At 59.6% G+C, this 19990-nt stretch carries 9 protein-coding genes and 10 pseudogenes; 3 read left to right on the top strand and 16 right to left on the bottom strand.

What is annotated here, in order from left to right; translation table 11 throughout:
• Positions 1 to 145 precede the first annotated feature (145 nt).
• Positions 146 to 784: pseudogene (locus GWG67_RS37635) on the bottom strand (DDE-type integrase/transposase/recombinase); the annotation flags it as partial.
• Between the two features lie 58 nt (positions 785 to 842).
• Between GWG67_RS37635 and GWG67_RS37640 the strand changes: the two are divergent.
• Positions 843 to 1894 (top strand): annotated as a pseudogene (locus GWG67_RS37640) (IS110 family transposase).
• A 251-nt stretch (positions 1895 to 2145) separates the two neighbouring features.
• Here GWG67_RS37640 and istB read toward each other — a convergent pair.
• The 3 pseudogenes from istB to GWG67_RS37655 form a co-directional block, all read right to left on the bottom strand.
• A pseudogene (istB, locus tag GWG67_RS37645) lies at positions 2146 to 2958 on the bottom strand (IS21-like element helper ATPase IstB).
• Positions 2955 to 4499, bottom strand: a pseudogene (gene istA, locus GWG67_RS37650) (IS21 family transposase). Before istA ends, istB begins: the two co-directional pseudogenes overlap by 4 nt.
• 295 nt (positions 4500 to 4794) lie before the next feature.
• A pseudogene (locus GWG67_RS37655) lies at positions 4795 to 5050 on the bottom strand (transposase); the annotation flags it as partial.
• A 65-nt stretch (positions 5051 to 5115) separates the two neighbouring features.
• Here GWG67_RS37655 and GWG67_RS37660 point away from each other — a divergent pair.
• Positions 5116 to 5442, top strand: a pseudogene (locus GWG67_RS37660) (alanine dehydrogenase); the annotation flags it as partial.
• Between the two features lie 221 nt (positions 5443 to 5663).
• Here the strand turns inward: GWG67_RS37660 and GWG67_RS39010 are convergent.
• From GWG67_RS39010 to pimC, 12 genes and pseudogenes are all read right to left on the bottom strand, one after another.
• Positions 5664 to 5999: a MaoC family dehydratase gene (locus tag GWG67_RS39010; RefSeq protein WP_342761083.1), complete on the bottom strand. Its 336-nt coding sequence runs from the start codon at positions 5997 to 5999 to the stop codon at positions 5664 to 5666.
• A 571-nt stretch (positions 6000 to 6570) separates the two neighbouring features.
• Positions 6571 to 7443 carry an SDR family NAD(P)-dependent oxidoreductase gene (locus GWG67_RS37670; RefSeq protein WP_275174713.1) on the bottom strand — a complete coding sequence of 291 codons (873 nt, stop codon included), beginning with the start codon at positions 7441 to 7443 and terminating at the stop codon, positions 6571 to 6573.
• A 313-nt stretch (positions 7444 to 7756) separates the two neighbouring features.
• Complete coding sequence (locus GWG67_RS37675; protein ID WP_275174708.1) at positions 7757 to 9244, bottom strand: AMP-binding protein; 1488 nt, start codon at positions 9242 to 9244, stop codon at positions 7757 to 7759.
• A 356-nt stretch (positions 9245 to 9600) separates the two neighbouring features.
• On the bottom strand, positions 9601 to 9852 hold the full coding sequence (locus GWG67_RS37680; RefSeq protein ID WP_275174714.1) for an SDR family oxidoreductase: 252 nt from the start codon (positions 9850 to 9852) through the stop codon (positions 9601 to 9603).
• A gap of 10 nt (positions 9853 to 9862) precedes the next feature.
• Positions 9863 to 10371 (bottom strand): annotated as a pseudogene (locus GWG67_RS37685) (SDR family NAD(P)-dependent oxidoreductase).
• A 291-nt stretch (positions 10372 to 10662) separates the two neighbouring features.
• Positions 10663 to 11712, bottom strand: a complete 1050-nt coding sequence (locus GWG67_RS37690; protein WP_275174709.1) for an ABC transporter substrate-binding protein — start codon at positions 11710 to 11712, stop codon at positions 10663 to 10665.
• A gap of 70 nt (positions 11713 to 11782) precedes the next feature.
• Positions 11783 to 11968, bottom strand: a pseudogene (locus tag GWG67_RS37695) (ATP-binding cassette domain-containing protein); the annotation flags it as partial.
• A gap of 906 nt (positions 11969 to 12874) precedes the next feature.
• Positions 12875 to 13255 carry a Zn-ribbon domain-containing OB-fold protein gene (locus tag GWG67_RS37700; RefSeq protein ID WP_275174710.1) on the bottom strand — a complete coding sequence of 127 codons (381 nt, stop codon included), beginning with the start codon at positions 13253 to 13255 and terminating at the stop codon, positions 12875 to 12877.
• A 6-nt stretch (positions 13256 to 13261) separates the two neighbouring features.
• A complete protein-coding gene (locus tag GWG67_RS37705; protein ID WP_275174711.1) occupies positions 13262 to 14416 on the bottom strand; it encodes a thiolase domain-containing protein in 1155 nt (384 codons plus the stop codon).
• A 66-nt stretch (positions 14417 to 14482) separates the two neighbouring features.
• Positions 14483 to 16561 (bottom strand): 3-hydroxyacyl-CoA dehydrogenase NAD-binding domain-containing protein, encoded by a 2079-nt coding sequence (locus GWG67_RS37710; RefSeq protein ID WP_275174715.1) that lies wholly within the window; start codon positions 16559 to 16561, stop codon positions 14483 to 14485.
• Positions 16554 to 17730: pseudogene (locus GWG67_RS37715) on the bottom strand (acyl-CoA dehydrogenase family protein). The gene GWG67_RS37710 and the pseudogene GWG67_RS37715 overlap by 8 nt, the downstream one beginning before the upstream one ends.
• A 90-nt stretch (positions 17731 to 17820) precedes the next feature.
• A complete protein-coding gene (gene pimC, locus GWG67_RS37720) occupies positions 17821 to 19023 on the bottom strand; it encodes a pimeloyl-CoA dehydrogenase large subunit (protein WP_275174712.1) in 1203 nt (400 codons plus the stop codon).
• Between the two features lie 744 nt (positions 19024 to 19767).
• Here pimC and GWG67_RS37725 point away from each other — a divergent pair.
• A pseudogene (locus tag GWG67_RS37725) lies at positions 19768 to 19990 on the top strand (IS5/IS1182 family transposase); the annotation flags it as partial.

Consider the following 19990-nt stretch of genomic DNA (forward strand, 5'->3'; position numbering starts at 1 on the left):
AAACCATCGAGGCTCGCGGCGGAGACGTTGTCCAGCCGCATCAAGAAGCCGGATATACGTCAGCAGTTGTGGCCGTCGATCCTGATCAAGCCAGTCGTTGCAATCGGGCGGGGTCCATATACGTCTATACATGAAGCTCTCGATGGTTCTGCATGGGTTTGCCCGGCGCGATGTAGTGCCATTCGACACGGCTTTGGTCGGCCCACACCAGGATGGCGTTGCTTGTGAGTTCGCTGCCGTTATCGCTGACCACCATCCTGGGCTTGCCGCGCTCGATCATCAGCCGGTCCAGTTCCCGCGCCACGCGAATGCCGGAGAGCGAGGTGTCGGCCACCAGCGCCAGGCACTCGCGGGTACAATCATCGACGACGGTCAGGATCCGGAAGCGGCGGCCGCAGGTCAGTTGGTCCGACACAAAGTCGAGCGACCACCGGTCGTTCGGCGTCATCGGAACCAGCATCGGCGCCCCGGTCCCGATCGCCCGCTTGCGCCCACCACGGCGGCGCACCGTTAGCTTCTCCTCCCGATAGAGCCGGAACAGCTTTTTATGGTTGATCAGATAACCCTCCCGCCTGAGCAGAACATGCAGCCGCCGATAGCCGAAGCGGCGGCGCTCCTGGGCGATCGCCCTCATGCGTTGGCGAAGGCTGGTATCGTCAGCCTGGGTCGTCCGGTATCTCATGGTCATGCGGCAGCAGCCGATGGCTTTACACGCCCGCCGTTCGCTCATCCCATGGGCATCCACCAGATGAGCGACAGCTTTCCGCTTCCCCGCGGGCGTCAGGGGATGACCCGCCCCGTCCTCTCAGTCAGACTGAGTTGGCTTTTGAAAGGAGGAAGCAATGAGGACACGGAACAAGCCCAGGCCGGCAACAGTGTTTGGGATCGACATTGGCAAGAACCTTTTCCACGTCGTTGGGCTCGACGCCGCCGGAATGCCGATCCAGAAGGCGACCTTTCGGCGCGATACGCTCTTGCAGTTCTTCGAACGTGCAGGACCGGCTTTGGTGGGGATGGAGGCCTGCTCCGGCTCGCAATGGTTGGCCCGCAAGATCGCCGCCATGGGGCACACCGTTCGCTTTATCCAGCTCAATTCGTGAAGCCATATGTGAAGTCCAACAAAAATGACATCATCGATGCCGCGGCGATCGCCGAAGCCGTGACGAGACCAACGATGCGCTTCGTCGAGCTAAGGTCGCCTGAGCACATTGACCTGCAAGCGCTGCATCGTGTTCGCGATCGGATGATGTCGCAATGGACGTGCCTCATCAATCAGATGCGCGCTTTTTGCCTGGAATATGGGATCGCTATTCACCAGGGCGCCGGCAAGTTCAAGGCTGATCTGCCGAGGGTTTTGGCCGATCAGTCGAATGATCTAACCTCGGCGATGCGTCGCATTCTTGCATCTACATTTGACGAGCTGCGGCAGCTGGAGCTGCGGATTGCCGAGGTCAACCGCGAGATTGAGGCAATTGCCTCTCAAAGCGATACCGCACGTCGATTGATGACCATCCCGGGCATTGGTCCGCTGGCCGGGACGGCGCTTTTGGCAGCAGCTGGATCTGCCCGCCAGTTCAAAAAGGCCCGCGATATGGCAGCTTGGCTAGGTCTTGTCCCGAGAGAATATCCTACGGGAGGCAAAACGAAGCTGCTGGGGATAAGCAAGCGCGGCAATCGATATCTGCGCCGGATGATCATCCATGGCGCCCGTTCCTGCGTGACTCATCTTGATCGCTCGCGATTCCGCCTTGGCGCGTGGCTTGATGGACTTCAGGCACGCATGCACACTAACAAGGTCACCGTCGCCTTGGCGGCCAAGATTGCGCGGATCGCATGGGTGGTGATGACCAAGCCCGGCGCAAGCTATGAACGGCGGGATCCGGCCTTTAGCTGATCCCGTTTGTTCCAGACTGCGAGGTTCGTGAAGGTGATGACGAAACAGTCGATCGGCGCGCCGTAAACCCTGTGCAAAAAAGCGGGCTTCGAGCCCGAACCATTTTTCCGGGGAACGGCACGTGTAGCGCGTCGATCTGGATGGGAAGGCGCGGCAATCTGGATGGCGGAGTCAGTGTCGCGGCGAAGTAATGATTGCCGCGCAGATTGTCGTGCGCAAGAGTTTTGTTGAACTCTGATTGTCGCGGAGCGTCAATCAGCGACGGTTTTGGGTGTCGCGTGCGAGGTCGGCCGTCCCGGACCGCGTTTTCGGTCGAGCGCGGTGCGTCTGCGATAGCTCTCGACGTTCATCTCAACGATGGTGGCGTGGTGAACGAGACGATCGATGGCGGCGAGCGTCATGGCGGGGTCCGGGAAGACCTTGTTCCATTCGCCGAACGGCTGATTGGCGGTGATCAGCATCGAGCGCTGCTCGTAGCGTGCGCTGATGAGTTCGAACAGCACGCTAGTCTAGGCCTGGTCCTTGGTGACGTAGGCAAGATCATCTAGGATCAGGAGATCGAAGCGATCAAGACGGTTGATGGCGGCCTCGAGGTTAAGCTCCCGGCGAGCCAGCTGGAGCTTTTGCACGAGATCGGTGGTGCGGGTGAAGAGGACGCGCCATCCGTTCTCGATGAGGGCCAGGCCGATAGCTGCCGCCAAGTGGCTCTTGCCGCCGCCGGGCGGCCCGAACAGGAGCAAATTGGCGCCCTTGCGCAGCCAGCTGTCACCGGCGGCGAGCGCCATCACCTGCGCCTTCGAGATCATCGGCACGGCCTCGAAGTCGAAGCTGTCGAAGGTCTTCCCGGCTGGCAGCCTGGCCTCGACGAGATGACGGTCGGTGCGCCGGCGACCGCGTTCGGCGATCTCGTGCTCGGCCATGGTGGCGAGGAAGCGGGCCGCCGGCCAACCTTCCTTGTCGGATTGCTCGGCAAATTGCGCCCACAGCACCTTGATGGCTGGCAGGCGGAGCTCGTTGAGCAACAGATTGAGGCGCGCGATATCAACGGTGTTGGCCACGCTCATGCGGCACCTCCGGTCTCGGCGGCACCAATGAGGCATTCGTAGGTGGCAAGTGGCGCGAGCTGCACCACGACGTTCGGCAGGTGGGCGGGGTCAGGAGCGAAGTGAGCGCGCAGCCGGTTGAGTTCGGAAGTCGGCCGGCGTCAAGGTCGGCCGTGAGCTGATCGGCGAGCTCGGCCTCGCAGCCGCGCTCATGAGCGAGCGCGAGGAGATCGACCATGATCCGGCAGGCCTTCTTGTCCGGTAAGCGCTCGCGCAATCGGTCGAAGGTTCTTCGATAGCCCTCGCGCGGGAACAGCCTGTCCCGATAGACCAGATTGAGCAGCGCCATTGGCTTGCGCCGCAGGGAATGGATCACGTGCCGATAATCGACGACCTGGTCGTACTTGCCGTTGGGATGCGGCCGCCCGCGCGGCAAGGTAAGGAGATGCGTGCCACCGACGAACACGTCGAGGTGATCGTCGTAGAGCCGTGCCCGCAGCCGGTGACCGATCAGGCGCGATGGGACCGTGTAGAACACCTTGCGCAGGGTGAAGCCGCCCGAAGACGTCACGCGGACGATCACCTCTTCGTAGTCGGAGGTGCGGCGATCGGGCAGCTCCTGCAATACCACGCGCTCGCTATCGATCCGCTTGGCGTTGCGGGCATTGCGGCGGCTGACGATCTCATCGATGAAGCCGCGATAGGTGACAAGATCGTCGAAGTCGACAGTTCCGCGCAGCAGCAAGGCGTCCGCGATTGCTCGCTTAAGATGACCGTGGGGCCCTTCGATCGAGCCATTCTCGTGGGCCACGCCTCGATTGTTGCGGGAAGGCCGCATGCCGTAATGGGCACAAAGGGCCTCGTATCGCTGCGTCATCCCGTGCATCGCGATCGAGATTGCAGAATGCGGCCGACAGGCTGTCGGTCCGATGCTCCCGCGGCGCCCCACCGAGCGACCAGAGGGCATTCTGCAGGCCTTCGGCCAGGGCAACGAAGCTCTCGCCGCCAAGCACGACGTGAGCATGCTCGAAGCCGCAATAGGCCAAACGGAAGTGATAGAGACGATGATCCAGCGGAGCGCCCGCGACCGTAACACCCAACTCGCCCATGTCTGTGAAGTCGGAGAGGCCGAGCTGGCCAGGCTCATGGATCTGGCGGAAGATTACCTCCTGCTCCTCGCCATGGATCGCCCGCCAGGCACGGATACGACGTTCCAGGGTACGACGGATACCGGTGCCGAGATCAGGATGACGTCGGAGCATCTCCTCGAAGACCGCGACCGGGCGTAAGCCAGGTGCCGACTTCAGGATCGGGACGATCTCGGTCTCGAACACCTCGCTCAACGGGTCCGGTCGTCGCCGGCCGCGGGGAGCCTTCTTTTGCGACGGAAGTCGGGGATCTCTCTCGATCCGATAAGCGGTCGCCGCACTGAATGATGCCTTGGCCGCCGCCACTGGCGGGCTGTCGGTCTGACGGTTCTTCATGTAGAGCCTCATTTGGTGATCTGTGATGTGTCGGCCGGGCAAGCGAGTGATTCCTCTTGGCGGAAGAACCACTTGCATAACCTGCCGGCCGCGATCACCAGTCGGCGCGGTCCCTAGCGGATCGCGCCGACGCCGGGCTCGTAACTCCGGTCGGGCTACGCCCTCCCTTCGTCACGAGCCCGGCGAAACTCTCTCACCTTGATTGACGCGCTCTTCCATCCTGATCGCCGCGCGACAGGCACGCGCGGATCTCGCGCGGATCTCATCATGGCCTGGCCGCAACAGCGGCCCACTTGCAAGAGGCCGGATACATTTGTGCAGACTGCATCGTCCTCATTAAACGACCTTGCACGGGCGGGGCGGGTCATACATTCTTTCCCACGAGATCCTTCAGCGCCGCATTGTCCAACATGGCGTCTGCCAGAAGCCGCTTCAGCTTCGTGTTCTCGTCTTCCAGCGACCGCAGTCGCTTGGCCTCCGAGACGTCCATCCCGCCGAACCTGGCCTTCCATTTGTAGATGCTGGCCGCTGACACCATGCTTCCGGCAGAGATCGGCGACCGGAACCCCCGCTTCGTGCTCCTTCAAAATCCCGATGATCTGTTCTTCCGTAAACCGCTTGCGCTTCATGCTCTGGTCCTCGGCTTGGGCCAGAACGAACTTCAAACTGGATTAAGCCCAAGGGGCAAGGTCATGTTGAGGAAGAGGTCTTTGCTGCATTTGCTGCGGACGTCGTAATCGGAGCTGCGCTCATTCCCGGAGCGAGCCCGCCGAAGCTCGTCAGCCACAAGATGTTGAGCTCGATGCGAAGCGGATCGGCGATCGTTGACGTTGCGATTGATCAGGGCGGGTGCTTCGAAGCATCTCGTCCAACACTACCGCGTCGCCAATATGCCCGGGGCTGTCCCGCGCACCTCGAGCCGCGCTCTGAATAATGCACGCTGCCCGTTGTACTGGCTCTTGCCAACAAGGGATTTGCAGCCGTGCTCGAGAACCAGCATCTGCGAGCGAGCCTCAATGTCTGTCTGTCCTCAGTTGCAGTGATGCTCCTAGCTTGGCTTCAATCTCAATGTAGGCTGCTGGAAGAGCATCTGAAAATACGACAACGTGCACTTGGGAAAAAGTGCATCGACTGGATACAATCGGGGCTGCGCGGACGAGCGTACTGATGATCGCCCCCACGTTCCCGCCAGAATGATCGCTTGGCACTGACGATCTGCCAGCGCCCTAGCTGCCGGGCCGCCTAAGTGCGCAGCACTGTCTTGCCATTCTTGATAACGGTCGCGCCGCGCTCAATCACACGGGCCTCGAACGAGATCACATTTCCGTCTTGCCAGAGGTCGACGGTGATGGTGTCCCCCGGGAACACCGGCGCCGAAAAGCGCGCCTGGTGGCTCAGGATCATCGTGGAATCGTAACTGCAGAACGCCTGCAGCACAGCCCAGCAAGTGATGCCAAATGTGCACTGGCTGTGCAGGATCGGGCGTGCAAAGCCGGCCCGCTTGGCGACTCCGGGATCTGAGTGCAGAGGATTGAGGTCGCCGTTTAAGCATAGAGCAGCGCTTGGTCGGCCGGGTATCCAATGGGATCACCAGGTCTGGTTTGCGGGTTGGGACAAGGTGCGGTTTTGGCGCGCCCTCTGCAGGCCCATCGAAGCCGCCATCTCCGCGCGCGAAGTTTGAGCCGGTGAACGTGCTGAAGGACGGCAGCCGCTTGTGTAACTCGACCTTCTGCTCACCATGCAGCAGCATCAGCCAATTCAAGTGGCTGATCTTGAGGCCGGCCCTCTGGTTCGGTACCGGCTTGGAACTCGCTCCTTTACCCGACGCCAGCACTGCCAAAGCGGTCGGCAAGACCTTCATGTCCTTCTCATAGACGAACGGCAGCTCGCGGTCGTCCATTGGATCTCGCCCCATGCCGATTCCAAGCGCGTACAACACCATGTCCTTGTGGCCATAGGTAAAGGTGCGAGGCTCGTCTTCTGCTCCGGTATGTCAGGATAATAAATCGGCATGAAGGATCCTCAGAACGTTGCGCTATTACGCCGCAATTGAACGTCTCACACGACAGCGAACATGACTTCAGCCCCGCAGGACGGTTGAATGTGGCACAAGAAATGAAGTCTCTCGGGGAAACCAGGCAGCGCTTCCTCAAGATTTCGCCGGCAGACGCTTCAAGTCCCCCCGGAAGAACACCGAGGACGCGTGTGCGGCCACGTCTTGTGCCGTGTAGTGGCCTTGGGGATGAAATCCCTCAGTCGTCAGCATCTTAACTTCTGCGATCTCTTCCCCCGACACAGCGAGAACCTTGCCGGAATAGTCCGCCGCCAACTCCGAGGCCATGAAGAGCACGCCTGGAGCAACGTTCTCGGGACTAAGGATGGGATCGGGTTCGCCGTCCCGGAGACCCGGAATGTCTGCCCACATCCGGGTAATCGCGTTTGGTGCCACGCCCATGACGCGAATGCCGTACTTGCGGCCCTCGATGGAGAGAACTCGTATCAAGCCGTAGATTCCGGCTTTGGCAGCCCCGTAGTTTGCCTGGCCGAAATTCCCGAACAGTCCTGACGTTGAGGACGTCATAATTATGACGCCTGGCCGACCGTTGTCCCTGAGCCACTTCCAAACTGGCAGCGTGCAGCAATAGGCTCCTTTCAGATGAACCTTAACAACAAGGTCCCAGTCCTCCTCCGAGATATTGGAAAACGTCCGGTCCCGCAAGATGCCGGCATTACAGATCAGGATGTCGACCTGGCCAAAAGCATCGATCGCGGTCCGGAGGATATTTTCCCCACCGGCGGGAGTGGATACATCGTCGCCATTGCCCACCGCGCGCCCGCCTGCCGCTATGATCTCGGCCACCACTTTTTGGGCAGCGGCGCTCGTACCGGAGCCATCCAGCGAGCTGCCAAGATCGTTGACGACAAGGGCCGCCCCCTCTTTGGCGAAAAGCTTTGCATAAGCTTCACCGAGACCGCCGCCGGCTCCGGTAATGATTGCCACCTTGCCTTCCAACAGGCCCATCCCACCCTCCTCAAATGTCTGCATCGTGAGCACTGCGGCGACGCCGAAGCACGGTTGCTTCGGACCTAACGACGCACGCATTGCGAACTGCGAGCTATCCTTTCTTTGCTCGGGCAACGAAATTGCCGTCATGACTGATCCGCGAGGCGCCGCGCGTCTCGCCCCTCAGCGCTGAGACACTTCGCAGGTGAATTTCGGTCGCCTCCGCAAATCAGCGGCAATGTCGCCTCACGCGTCGTGTAGGCAGAAACCGCGTCAAATGCGTCGCCGGCCTCGCCTCTCCAGGCCAGGCTTTCGAAAGAAACGGCACCGATTACGTTTGCTTCTCGAGCGGCTTCATGCGGGCGATACGCTCGTCGCGCAACTGGGTACGGCGCACCTTACCGGCCTCGTCACGCAAAGGCTCCTCGACGAATTCGATGGTGCGGGGACGCTTGTAAGTCACCAGCCTCTCGGCGAGATGCGCCAGCAGCGCGTCGGCGGTTAGCCCCGGTCGAGCCTGAACAATGGCGTGAATGGACGCCCCCAAGTCCTCGTGTGGCAAGCCGATCACAACGCTCGACAACACCAGCGGGTGCTCGTCGATCGCCGCCTCGACCTCCGCAGGATAGACGTTAGCTCCCCCGACCAGGATCATGTCGGTACGCCGGTCAGCGAGGTACAGGTATCCGTCCGCGTCGAAATACCCGATGTCGCCGAGGCTCTCCCAACTGCCAGGTAGGGTGCGGGCCGTGGCGCCACGGTAGTGGTAGGAAGGCTGCGAGCCTTCCGAGCGCCGCATGTAGACCTCACCGACCTCGCCCAGTGGCAGCTCATTTCCACCGGTGTCGAATACCTTCATTTCACCCACAGCCACCCGGCCAACTGAGCCGCGATGATCGAGCCACTCGCGTCCGGTGATGGTCGTCCAAGCTTGGCTCTCGGTGCCGGCATAGAGCTCCATGATAACGTCCGGCCCAAACCAGCCGATGAAGGCCTCTTTGAGCCAAGGCGGACACGGCGCAGCCAAGTGCCAGAGAGTCGTCAGTGACGAGATGTCGTAGCGGGCTCGCACCTCCTCGGGCAGCCGCCAGATCCGGTTCATCATAGTAGGAACCAGATAGATCCAACTCACCCTGCGCCGCTCGATCTCGGCGAGTACACCTTCCGCGTCGAACCGCGGCATAAGCACCAAATGGCCATCATGTGTTATGGCATCCAAAGCGCATCCGAACGGGCCGTTATGGTAGAGTGGCGCGGGAATCAGAGCCGCTTCGCCTGCGCGGAAGCACCAGCCGCCGGGATCATCTGTCGGTTCGGCCGAGGTGAGGCCGGGCAAGCCGGAGAGAATGAGCTTCGGCCTGCCTGTCGAGCCGCCCGAAGTCGCTGCCTGCTTCACTGGGGCCACACGCGACTCCAGCGGTCGATCATCATCTGACAGCGCGAGCAGGTCGCCGGTCGTGACGCGTCGCCGATTAGTCTCCATACCCGGCAAGGCGATCACCACCGGCGGATCGGCCAAGTCAACAATAGCTTGCAGCTCGGCACTGGGCAATCGGAAGGACACAGGCTGGGGCGTAGCGCCCAGCTTCCAGACGCCCCAGCAGGCTTCGACGAAGTCGACGCTGTTGGGCAAGCCGATGGTCACCAAATCACCGAGCTTGACGCCCAGCTTCTGCAGCGCGCGCGCGATTCGGTTCGCTCTCGCCTCCAACTGGCTGCACGTGAGGCTGATCTCGCCGCAACTCACCGCCGGCGCGTCGGGCGTAGCTTGGGCGCGGCGATACAACTTCTCGCCCAAGGGAATCATTTTTTTAGCCATTTCCGTCCGACCTCGCCTTCACTCGAGCCGGGTTGCCCGACTAGCGTTCGCCCGCTGCCAAAACCCCTTGAACTAGGACAGGCTTAGCGCACGCCTACAGAAGAAAAACGCCAAGTTGAGGTCATGTAGCGCTCACATCAGGCGGCTTTCGTTGTCTTGCCGCAGAAGCTCACCGTCAGAATCAAGGTTGGTGGCGTCTGGTCGCAAACCGACGATCGGTATCTGAACAGCCGCTGCATAGCTTGAGCGCGACGCGGTTCAGAAACCATTCTATCGCGGCTTCGAACGAAGTGGGTCAGCTCGAACCGGAAGTGACAATTCTGAATATGAAGTCCTCTCGTGGTGCAGGCGTTTACCTACCTTCCGTCCTGAACGTCGTCGACGCGCACGCACGTGCCGGTCCCGAAGTCGGAGGACGGCGAGACGAGGAACAGCAACGTGCTGTCGAGTTGCGCTGGGTTGCCGATGCGCGGCCGCGGAAATCCCTTCGTGATGTCGCCCACGCGTTGCAGCATGCCATCCATCATTTCAGACGAGAAGGCACCCGGCGCGATCGAGTTGACATTGATGTTAAATTTCGCCCATTTGACCGCAAGCGCTTCGCTCATGCGCACCACTTCAGCCTTGCTGATCGAATAGAGCGCAGCCCCGTTCCCCGCCATAAGAATAGGCCGATGACGACGCGATGTTGACGATGCGGCCGGGAAGCTTTGCTGCGATCAATCGGCGCGCAACCTCACAGGACAGCACGTAGGGCGCTCGAACGTTGGTGTCTAGCACGCGATCAATCAGGTCTATCGGCATCTTGGTTGCGCGCTGCGCGTCTGAAATACCCGCATTGTTGACCAGGATTGTCACCGGCCAAGTTGGCGCTCTGTTTCCGCGACAACCTTGGTCAACTGATCGGCATCCGTCACATCGAGCTGCAACGGTATGGCCTTGCCGCCAGTCGCGTTAATCTCCGCCGCGATGCTCTCGAGTCGCTCGAGCCGCCGTCCCGTCAACACTATGCGTGACCCGCATCGTGCGAGTGTCTTGGCAAACCTCACGCCAAGCCCTGACGATGCTACGGTCACGACCGCGGTCTGCCCCTTCAGATCAGTAGAGAAATTGGGGAGGAAAATCATAGCTCTCACTTTTAAGTTCGGGTAATCGGGGCCTGCATCAGCCTTGACTCAGCACTCGATGACGTTTGTCTACCGTGGCCTGAATCTACCCATCATCATCGAGCAGACAACAGCCGGGCGACATTGATCCGCGAACATCGTGATCGGTCACTTATTTTGGAGGCGGGGCGGACGCGCTCCGTGTGAACGTCTGACATTTGCCTTCATGCCACTGTAGACGTCTCGCTCACTAGGTCTGAGGGGAGATGGCGAAGACAACGAATGTGCTCGCCGCCATCTCTTTGGCGAGATTTACTTGGCTAGCCACGCCGTAAAACGTTGGCGGAGTTCATCGCCCTTTTCACTCCAAAAACTTGAACCAATCCGCAGAGCATTGCCCATATGGTTATTGGGAAGGTGAGACTGAACCGCCGGATCGACGAGCGCTATCGTGTCCTTGTTGGTCGGGCCGTAAGCGGTGTTGTTCACGACGCCGGCCTGCGCCTGAGGCGAACTGGCAAATGCGATAAACTTGTATGCGTTGTCCGGGCGCGGCGTGCCCTTGGGAATTATCCAAGCGTTCCCGTTCAATACCGGGGCGTCCCACATGATCTCAAAGTGCTTGCCGGAGTTCTTGACCGCATCATAGACTCGGCCGTGCCAGGCGTCAGTCATCACGACCTGACCATCGGCGAGAAGCTGCATCGGCTGTGCGCCGGCCGTCCACCAGACGACGTCCTTTTTGATTGTGTCGAGCTTTTTGAAAGCGCGATCAATCCCCTCCGGCGTGTTGAGCACTTTATAGACGTCTTTTGCCGGCACGCCGTCGGCGATCAACGCCCACTCGACCGGGGCACTCTTATATAATCCCCTCTTGCCGGGAAATTTCTTCAGATCGAAAAAATCGGCAATAGTCTTCGGGCCGTCCTGAAGCTTATCCCTGTCATAGACAACGACGGTGGCAGAGTCGATGACCGGGACGCCACACTCCGTGTAGTCGCCCTCGAACTTGGTCCGGTCGAGGCCGAGCCTCTTCCAATCAATGGTCTCGATCGTGCCCTCGGCACACAATTGCTGGATTTGCGATTCGCTGGCGTAGACCACGTCCCAACTCACGGTCTTGGTTTCGACCATGGCGCGGATCTTGGCATTGCTGTAATCGTATTCGGCTTCGTTGATCTTGATCCGGCTCGCCTTTGAGAATGGATCAAAAATGACCTTGCGCAGGACCTGCTGGAAGGACCCACCTCCAGCCGTGACCGTGAGCAGTTCGTCCGCAAGGGCCGCCGTCGTTGCTACGAACATGCCCGCTGTCAGGCCGATGACGGCCAGGCTGTTCGCGATCGTCAGTGGCGTTCTCATCGTCTACTCTCTCCCCTCTATACCACCCCCTGGATGAGGGCAGCGCTGCCGAAGTCCCAGCCGAGCCCTGGGTCGGCGCCTCGAAGCCGGCGAGCATCATGAGGGTGGTCGTCTTGCCAGACCCGGAAGGCCCCAACATCGTCAGAAACTCACCCCGAGCGATCTCCAGGTTGAGATCCTTAACGACCAGCGTTTCGCCGTCATACGTCTTCTGAACGCCAGAAAACTCCACAAAGGCATTGTTCGTGCCCGGCATCGACGCTCTTCCCTCCCCCGCGCGCCTGGCGCTCGCCCTTCCGCGGCAACCGGTCGAAAACCGGGCCACGATCTTTTTCCTGACGGGTGCGCGGCCAGAATCGCAGGGACGCACCTGCATACGGCGCCTGCTTTTATAGATATGTATTGCTTGCCAGCGCTGGTTTTCATCGAAATGGAAGCACAACGGCTAAAAATCATCGCAATTCAGGCCAAGCCAGAGGTTTTCGTCACCTGCATTATCGAACGGAGCGTGCTTGACTGACCGCCCCGTGTGCAGATCATCACGCTGTTTGACAATGAATTGCTCGTCCAGGCTTAGCCGGTGGGCGGCCACCTGTTGGCTGCGCCACTAGGCGCGCAAGTTGCCGCTCCTGGACGTTTTCTTTCGGCTCATTCCCGCTATGGCGCAGTGAGGCCGGAGTGTGATCATCGTCTGCACGTTTGATCGGTCTGATCGATACCGCATTGCTTCGATGAGCGGATTTCATCCGCGCACCTTCTATTAGCCGTGAGGTCGTTTGAAGTTTGAACCGGTCGGCGAAGTCAGCATTGGAGCTTCAATTGTTATCCCTAAGAACTGGTGAGCAGGACTTTCACAGAGGGGTCGCTGCGATGCTCTCCAGCGAAGCCATTCCGCTCCGTTCTGAAGCAAGCTCATGCGTTTCCGCCGACGGTGGCCACACCCGCGAAGCTCACGGAGTCCGGCAACTCCCATCGTTGCGGCGACGGCTGCCTATGACCAGAATCGTTGTTTTACCTTGCGGAATTTGCTTGGCGCCAAGGGATTCGTCTGCATGGGTCGGCCGTAGTCGACCCATTGTCACACGACGTTTGCACTTGACTGCTCGACTGCAGACAGAGGCAGGTGATGGGATTTCAGCCGAGCGATTTCGATTGGCCCGTACTAACGTACAGCAAACAGGGGAACGGGGACTTCCGAGGCGGCAGCATTGAATATCACCTTGACCCTCGTACCTATCGACAGTGTGGCCGGATCTGCGCCGACCACGTTGGTCAACATAATCGGCCCCTCGGTAAGGGCTACATAAGCGAGCACGTACGGCTCGTTCCCCACGCGGTTTACAGAAAACGAGTGAATCTCGCCCTCCCCTGGAGACTCCTGCCAATCGATATCGGTCGATAGACAGTGCGGGCAGATTCCTCGTGGATACCAGTGAGTCCTATGGCATTGTTGGCACCGTGGTAGCACGAAACGGCTATCGGCGGCTGCATCCCAGAACGGCTTTGTCTCAGGACTATGTGCAATAAAGTCTGTGCCCGTCATTAGTGATTACTCCCGTTCCAGGATGAGGGTGGCGCTACTGTGGCGTGTCCCCATTAGCCACCCCGTGCCATGTGCCAGCGCCAGGGCGCAATCCTTGACCTGCACGGCGGGATCGGCCTCGCCTCGCAACTGGCGAACGGCCTCGATCACCTTGGTGATTCCGCCCCGCATCGCTGGATGGTTGCTGCATAGACCACCACCATCTGTGTTGAAGGGCAGCTGGCCGACGCCAGAGATTAGGTTTCCGTCGGCAACAAATCGACCGCCTTGGCCCTTTTCGCAGAACCCGAGATCCTCCAATGCGATGAGGACGGTAATGGTGAAGCTATCGTAAATCGAAGCGTAGCGGATATCGCTCGGCTGCACACCGGCCTCGGCAAATGCGATGGCGCCTGACTGCCTGGCTGCTGAAGCGGTAAGCTCGACCGCACCTGCCGATTGTCCCTGGATGCCCTCGCCCGACCCGATCACCTTTACCCGCGGACGCTTGAGGCTCTTGGCGATCTCTGGGCGCGTCACTACAACGGCTCCGCCGCCATCCGAGATGACACAGCAGTCGAGCCGGTGCAGAGGGTCAGATACCATTGGAGACGCCAGCACATCTTCAGTCGTGACCAGCTTACGTAGCATGGCGTGCGGATTGTGCTGTGCATGGTGAGAAGCAGCGACTTTGATCCACGCCAACTGTTCGCTAGTGGTCCCGTACTCATACATGTGACGACGTGCGCACAAGGCATAGATATCCAGCAGGCTTTGCCGTAGCGGCCGTTCCCACAGCAAATCCGGCTGAGTTACGTCGGGTTGGAAATTGACCGGTGCGCTGCGAGGCCTTCCAGCCAATGTGACCAGGGCCACGTTGCATTTGCCGGCCGCAATAGCTTGGGCGGCATGGGCAATGTGTTGCAAGGGAGCGGAACCGCCAATATCGGTGAAGTCACAATGCCGTACCTTGAGATTCAAGAAGTCGACCATTGAGACCGGGCGGAAGCCTGGTTCATCGCCCGCCGAAAAGTAGCCGTCAACGTCGTCTTTGGTCAGACCAGCGTCCGCCAGTGCGCCGGCGGCACATTCGGCGTGAAGCTGCGCGACTGACTTGTCGGGCGCTTTACGCGTGGGATGCTCATATGCACCGACGATATAGGCTTGTTCATCGCGAACCATCGCGTTGCATTCCTTCTTGGTGATTGGCCTTGTTGCCGAAATCGTACCCTCGTCCTTGGCGCGTCACTACGCGAGAGAGGCGAAGACGTTGCCTTGTGCGGCCAACCGCTTGATGAGCGATGCCGGCTCAAGCGAGGGATCGTTGGTCTGTTTTGCATGGAACGCGAGCCGGTCGACGATATGCATGAGGCCGACCTGGTCAGCCCAATACATCGGTCCGCCCCGATAAACCGGCCAACCAAAGCCATACAGCCACACCACATCGATGTCGCCCGGTCTGGCGGCAATTCCTTCTTCGAGGATGTGCGCGCCCTCATTGACGATCGAATACATCATGCGCTCGAGAATTTCTTCGTCGCTGATGGCTCGGCGCTTTCGGCCCAGGCGAATGAGCGTCTCGTCAATCAGTGTCTCAACGTCCGGGTCCGGAATTGGCGCGCGAGAGCCGGGCTCATACTTGTACCAGCCCTTGCCGGCCTTCAGGCCAAAGCGGCCAGCCTCGCAAAGGGCGTCGGAGATCTCTGATTTAACGCCCCGATCCTTGCGCGAAAGCCAGCCAATATCCAAGCCTGCCATATCGCCCATGACGAACGGTCCCATCGGCATGCCGAATTTGGTCAGAACTGCGTCGATCTGATGCGGCAGCGCACCTTCGAACAACAGCTTATCTGCCTGCTTGAAAGCGGGATCGTACATGCGATTGGCGACGAACCCGTGGCAGAGGCCGACGACAACTGGCGCCTTGCCGATCTGGCGGGCAATCGAAACCGCGGTCATCAGCGCGTCCGGTGCGGTTCGCGGTCCGCGCACGATCTCGCACAGCTTCATCACATTGGCGGGCGAGAAGAAGTGCATGCCAAGCACGTCCTGCGGCCGGTCGGTGACAGAAGCGATCTCGTCGATGTCCAGGTAGCTGGTGTTGGAGGCGAGGACCGCGCCCCGTTTGGCGTATTTGTCGAGTTGCGCGAACACCTCTTTCTTGACGGCCATCGTCTCGAAGACCGCTTCGATGACAAGGTCCGCATCCTTCACATTGCTGAGGCCGACCACGGCGTTAATCAAGGCCATGCGTTTGGGGGGAGCGTCCGCCGGGATACTGCCACGCGCGGCCGATGCCTCCCAGTTCCTCTGAATGGTGCCCAAGCCGCGTTTGAGCTGTTCTTCCGTGCTCTCAATTAGAGTCACAGAAACGCCGGCATTGGCGAAGCACATCGCGATGCCGCCTCCCATGGTGCCAGCCCCGACGACCGCCACACGTTCAATCTGTCGAGGCCTCGCCCCTTCGAGAAGCCCTGCAAGTTTGTTGGCAGCACGCTCGGCGAAGAACGCGTATCGTTGCGCCTTGGATTGATCGCTTCGGAGCAGCTTGTTGAAGCCTTCAAGCTCCATTTTGAGCCCTTCTTCGAACGGCAGGTCGATCGCAGCACCGACGGTACCAGCGGCGGCGAACGGCGCTTCCAGCCCGCGCGCCCGCCTGGTCATTGAGGCAACTGCGTTGGTGAAAATCGAGCGGTCGGCCTTTGCGGCGGCGAGCTTCGAATCATCGTCGCGAAGCTTGCGTATCGGCAGCCGCTCGGCCAGAACCTTGCCGGCGAAGGCTTGCCCGCCGGCCGCAGCAGTTCCCACGATTTCCGCGATCAAGCCACTATTCAGTGCTTCTCGCGCAGTGATCGGATCACCCCCCACAATCATCTTCACCGCAAGCTCTGGCCCCACGGCGCGGGGGAGGCGTTGCGTTCCGCCACCGCCAGGCAATAGGCCCAGCTTGACCTCGGGTAAACCGAGTTTGGCGTTTTCGGTCGCGACCCGGAAATGGCAAGCCAATGCGACTTCCAACCCTCCCCCGAGGGCGTTGCCGTGGATGGCAGCGATCACGGGCTTGGGCGAGTCCTCGATGACCGCCATAAACTCGTCCCATGTCGGGGGCTGCGGCGGCTTACCAAACTCGGTGATATCCGCCCCCGCTATGAATGTGCGGCCGGCGCATGTCAGAACGATCGCCTTCACCTTCGGATCAGCGATCGCTAGGTTCATACAACGCAAGATACCGCCGCGGACCGCAGCACTTAGCGCATTCACGGGAGGATAGTCGACCGTAATAGTGGCGATGACATCATGACGTTCGAGTTTTACGACCTCAGGCATGCGGTAGTACTTCCCTTTGTGTTCGATTTTCTTGGTCACTCATCAGCCCTCCGAGGGATGCGAGCCGTCCGAGATGATGCTCGGCATTTCCAAACAATGTGTCGATCATCGTGACGCGCTTGAAATAATGGCCAACGCTGTATTCCATTGTCATGCCGACGCCGCCATGCAACTGAATCGACTGTTGGCCGATCGCTTTCGCTGACTGGCCGATTTGGACCTTCGCCGCGGAGATCGCTCGAGCACGCTCCATCGCATCCTCTTCGGCTGCCATCATCACGGCGTACATCGCCATGGAGCGCAACTGCTCCAGTTCGACGAACATATCGACGGCACGGTGCTGAAGCACTTGGGACCGAACCGATTGTTTGCCAAACTGCTGGCGTGTCTTCAGATAGTCGAGCGTGATCGATTGCATCTTTGCAAAGCAGCCGACGGCTTCGGCGCAAAGCGCTGCGACCGCCTCGCCCGCAACTCGCAGAATGACGGGAAATACGCCCGCGGGATCTCCAATCATATCCGCGGACTCAACGTGCACGTTCTCTTCGGCCGCATGCAGACCATCCTGTGTTCGATAGCCGCGCTGCATGAGGCCCGGCGCCTCGCCGTTGACGAGGAAGAGGCCGATCCCGTCCTTTTCACGCGGCCTCCAGCCGTTCTTGCCGACACAATGATCTTGTCGGCCCTATGACTATGGAGGACAAGGTCTTTAGCACCGCTGATCGACATCCGTTGCGGTCCTTCTTCGCTTGTGTCTCTACGTCGAATAGGTCGTAGCGCGAATTTGCCTCTGCGTATGCGAAGGCCAGTTTTGTCCGCCCTTCTGCAACTGCCGGAATGAGTTTGGCCTTTTGCGCTTCGTGTGCCCCATACCGCAGCACGCCTCCAGCGAGCACTACGGTCGCGAAATAGGGCTCAAGAATCAAAGCCTGGCCGAAGCTCTCCATTACGATCATCATCTCGACCGCGCCGCCGCCGAAGCCGCCATGAGCCTCAGAAAACGGCAGAGCCAGAAGCCCAAGTTCGGCATAGCGCGTCCACACGGTCTCGCTGAAACCCGCCTTTTCGTTCTGGTATCTCCGCCAATGGTCGAAACCGTAATGTTCGAGCATCAGGCGCTCAGCGCTGTCCTTGAGAAGCCGCCGCTGCTCCGAAAGATCAAACTCCATTGGCAAAGTCTCCTGAATGCCGGCCGTGACAGCCCCCTTAAGCCCGCAGCGAAGACGCCTGCGCCTCGGGTCCTCGACCAACAAAGAGCATCAGAGGCCGAGGATCGCCTTGGCGATGATGTTTTTTTGGATTTCGTCAGAGCCGCCGTAAATTGAGACCTTTCGGACATTGAAATAGGCGGGCGCGATAGCTGCGGCCCAATCCGGACCAATCGGCGAATTGTTATGAGTCTGGATATCCTCGTCTGACGAGTAGGGTTGCGCATAGGGGCCCACGACGTCCATCAGAAGCTGCGCTGTCGCCTGCTGGACTTCCGAGGCCTTGATTTTCAGGATAGCGCTCGCGGGATCTGGAGTGACGCTTTGGCGTTTGGACGCGTTAGCCACCACCCGAAGCTGCGTCATCTCCAATGCCTTTAAGCGAACCTCAAGGGCCGCCACCTTCTCTCGAAACGCAATCTGGTCGATCAGCCGCTCGTCTCCGACACGGCACACAGTGGCAAGCGCCTTGATGCGGCGGACACGCTCTTTCGAAGAGCCAATCGTGGCGATGTTGAAACGCTCATTGCCAAGAAGGAACTTGGCGTAATCCCAACCCTTGTTTTCCTCACCAACGAGGTTTTCGGCGGGGACGCGCACGTTGTCGAAAAAGACTTCATTGACTTCGTAGCTGCCATCGATCAGCTGGATTGGGCGCACGGTAATTCCAGGCGACTTCATGTCTACCAGGAGGAAGGAAATACCCAATTGTTTCTTAACGTCCAGATTGGTCCTGACCAGGCAAAAAATCCAGTCGGCATGTTGGGCGAGAGTTGTCCATATCTTCTGCCCGTTAATTATGTAGTGATCGCCATCCCGCACAGCCCGTGTTTTGAGCGAGGCGAGGTCGGACCCCGCGCCAGGCTCTGAGAAGCCCTGGCACCACCAATCATCTCCGTTTGCAATACGCGGAAGGTAATATTTCTTTTGCGCCTCAGTGCCGAAGGTATAAATCACCGGGCCCACCAAGGACGTACCGAACTCGGGCAGCCCCTTCACCGGATACATTTGCAACTCTTCACCGAAGATATACAGCTGGGCCGGCGTCCAGCCGGTTCCGCCATATTCTCTGGGCCAGTCAGGCACAGCCCAACCCTTCCTATGCAGAATGCGCGTCCAACCGACCATCTCGTCCCTGGACAGACCACGGCCTTCGATAACTTTGCGGCGGGTCTCCGGCGGGACGCTGTCGCGCAGAAATTGACGCACTCCTTCGCGGAACGCCCGCTCTTCCTTCGTGAACGCGATATCCATTCGATTTGTCCTGAGAGGTCCTGTTAGGCCGCCGTTCCGGTGTATTCGAGCGCTAAAGGATGAGCGGCCATAGGGCATAACGATCAATGGCAGCCGCGTGCGGCTGCGTACTGATTTTGGGTCCCGCACCCACTCAATAAAGGTTTTGCCGCCAACCGGCAGTGCTGATGAGAAGGGAGAGGTAAACCGGACCGATGCACAAAGGCTGCAAAAGGCCGCCTGCCACCGGAGAAATTCTGCAAAAGGAGCATTTCAATGGCTTCGGCCCGACGCCCTACACCGGATTGAGGACGAGCTAGCCAATGGGTATTCCGGCTGATACCCCCCTCAACAACAGCGGTGAACGCCTTGGCAACAGGAGAAAACGCAATGCGTGCTGGCGACCGAATCCGACATTATCGGCGTCACCCCCAAATAGTCATGCTCATCGTTAACAAGCGAGCCGTTCAGAACAGTGAAAAGCTTAGTTTTGCGAATCGCGTCTGCTGAAGTGCGCCAAAGCTCTCGACCCGCTTGCCGGCCTCTCGCCCAAGGGGATCATGTCTTCAGCCATTTCCGTGCGACCTCGCTCTCATTAGTCGTCCGTGAACAAGGCACTAAGCGATTGAGCAGGAGTCAGTTTTCCGGTTGCGGCGGCATTTGAGATTGCAGGGATTGGGGGCTTGAGGCTCCCAAACCTTGCAATTTTCGTTTGTGGATTCCCTTTCGCTGCGGACCATGATTCTGTGTGCATCGGAGGGGCCGATGCGACCGAAGAAGCACAGGACGACGGGATCGAACGATCTGTTCCGGGCGCGGCTGGACCAGATCATCAACATGAAGCACGAGCTGGTTCAGCTCGCCGGCAAGATCGATTGGGACTGGATCGACGGCGAGGTCGCGCCGCTCTACAGCGAGAATGGCCGGCCCGGGATCGAGACCCGGTTCATGATCGGGCTGCTGTTGCTCAAGCACACTTACGGGCTGT

This window comes from Bradyrhizobium sp. CSS354 (assembly GCF_029051725.1).
Lineage (GTDB): Bacteria > Pseudomonadota > Alphaproteobacteria > Rhizobiales > Xanthobacteraceae > Bradyrhizobium.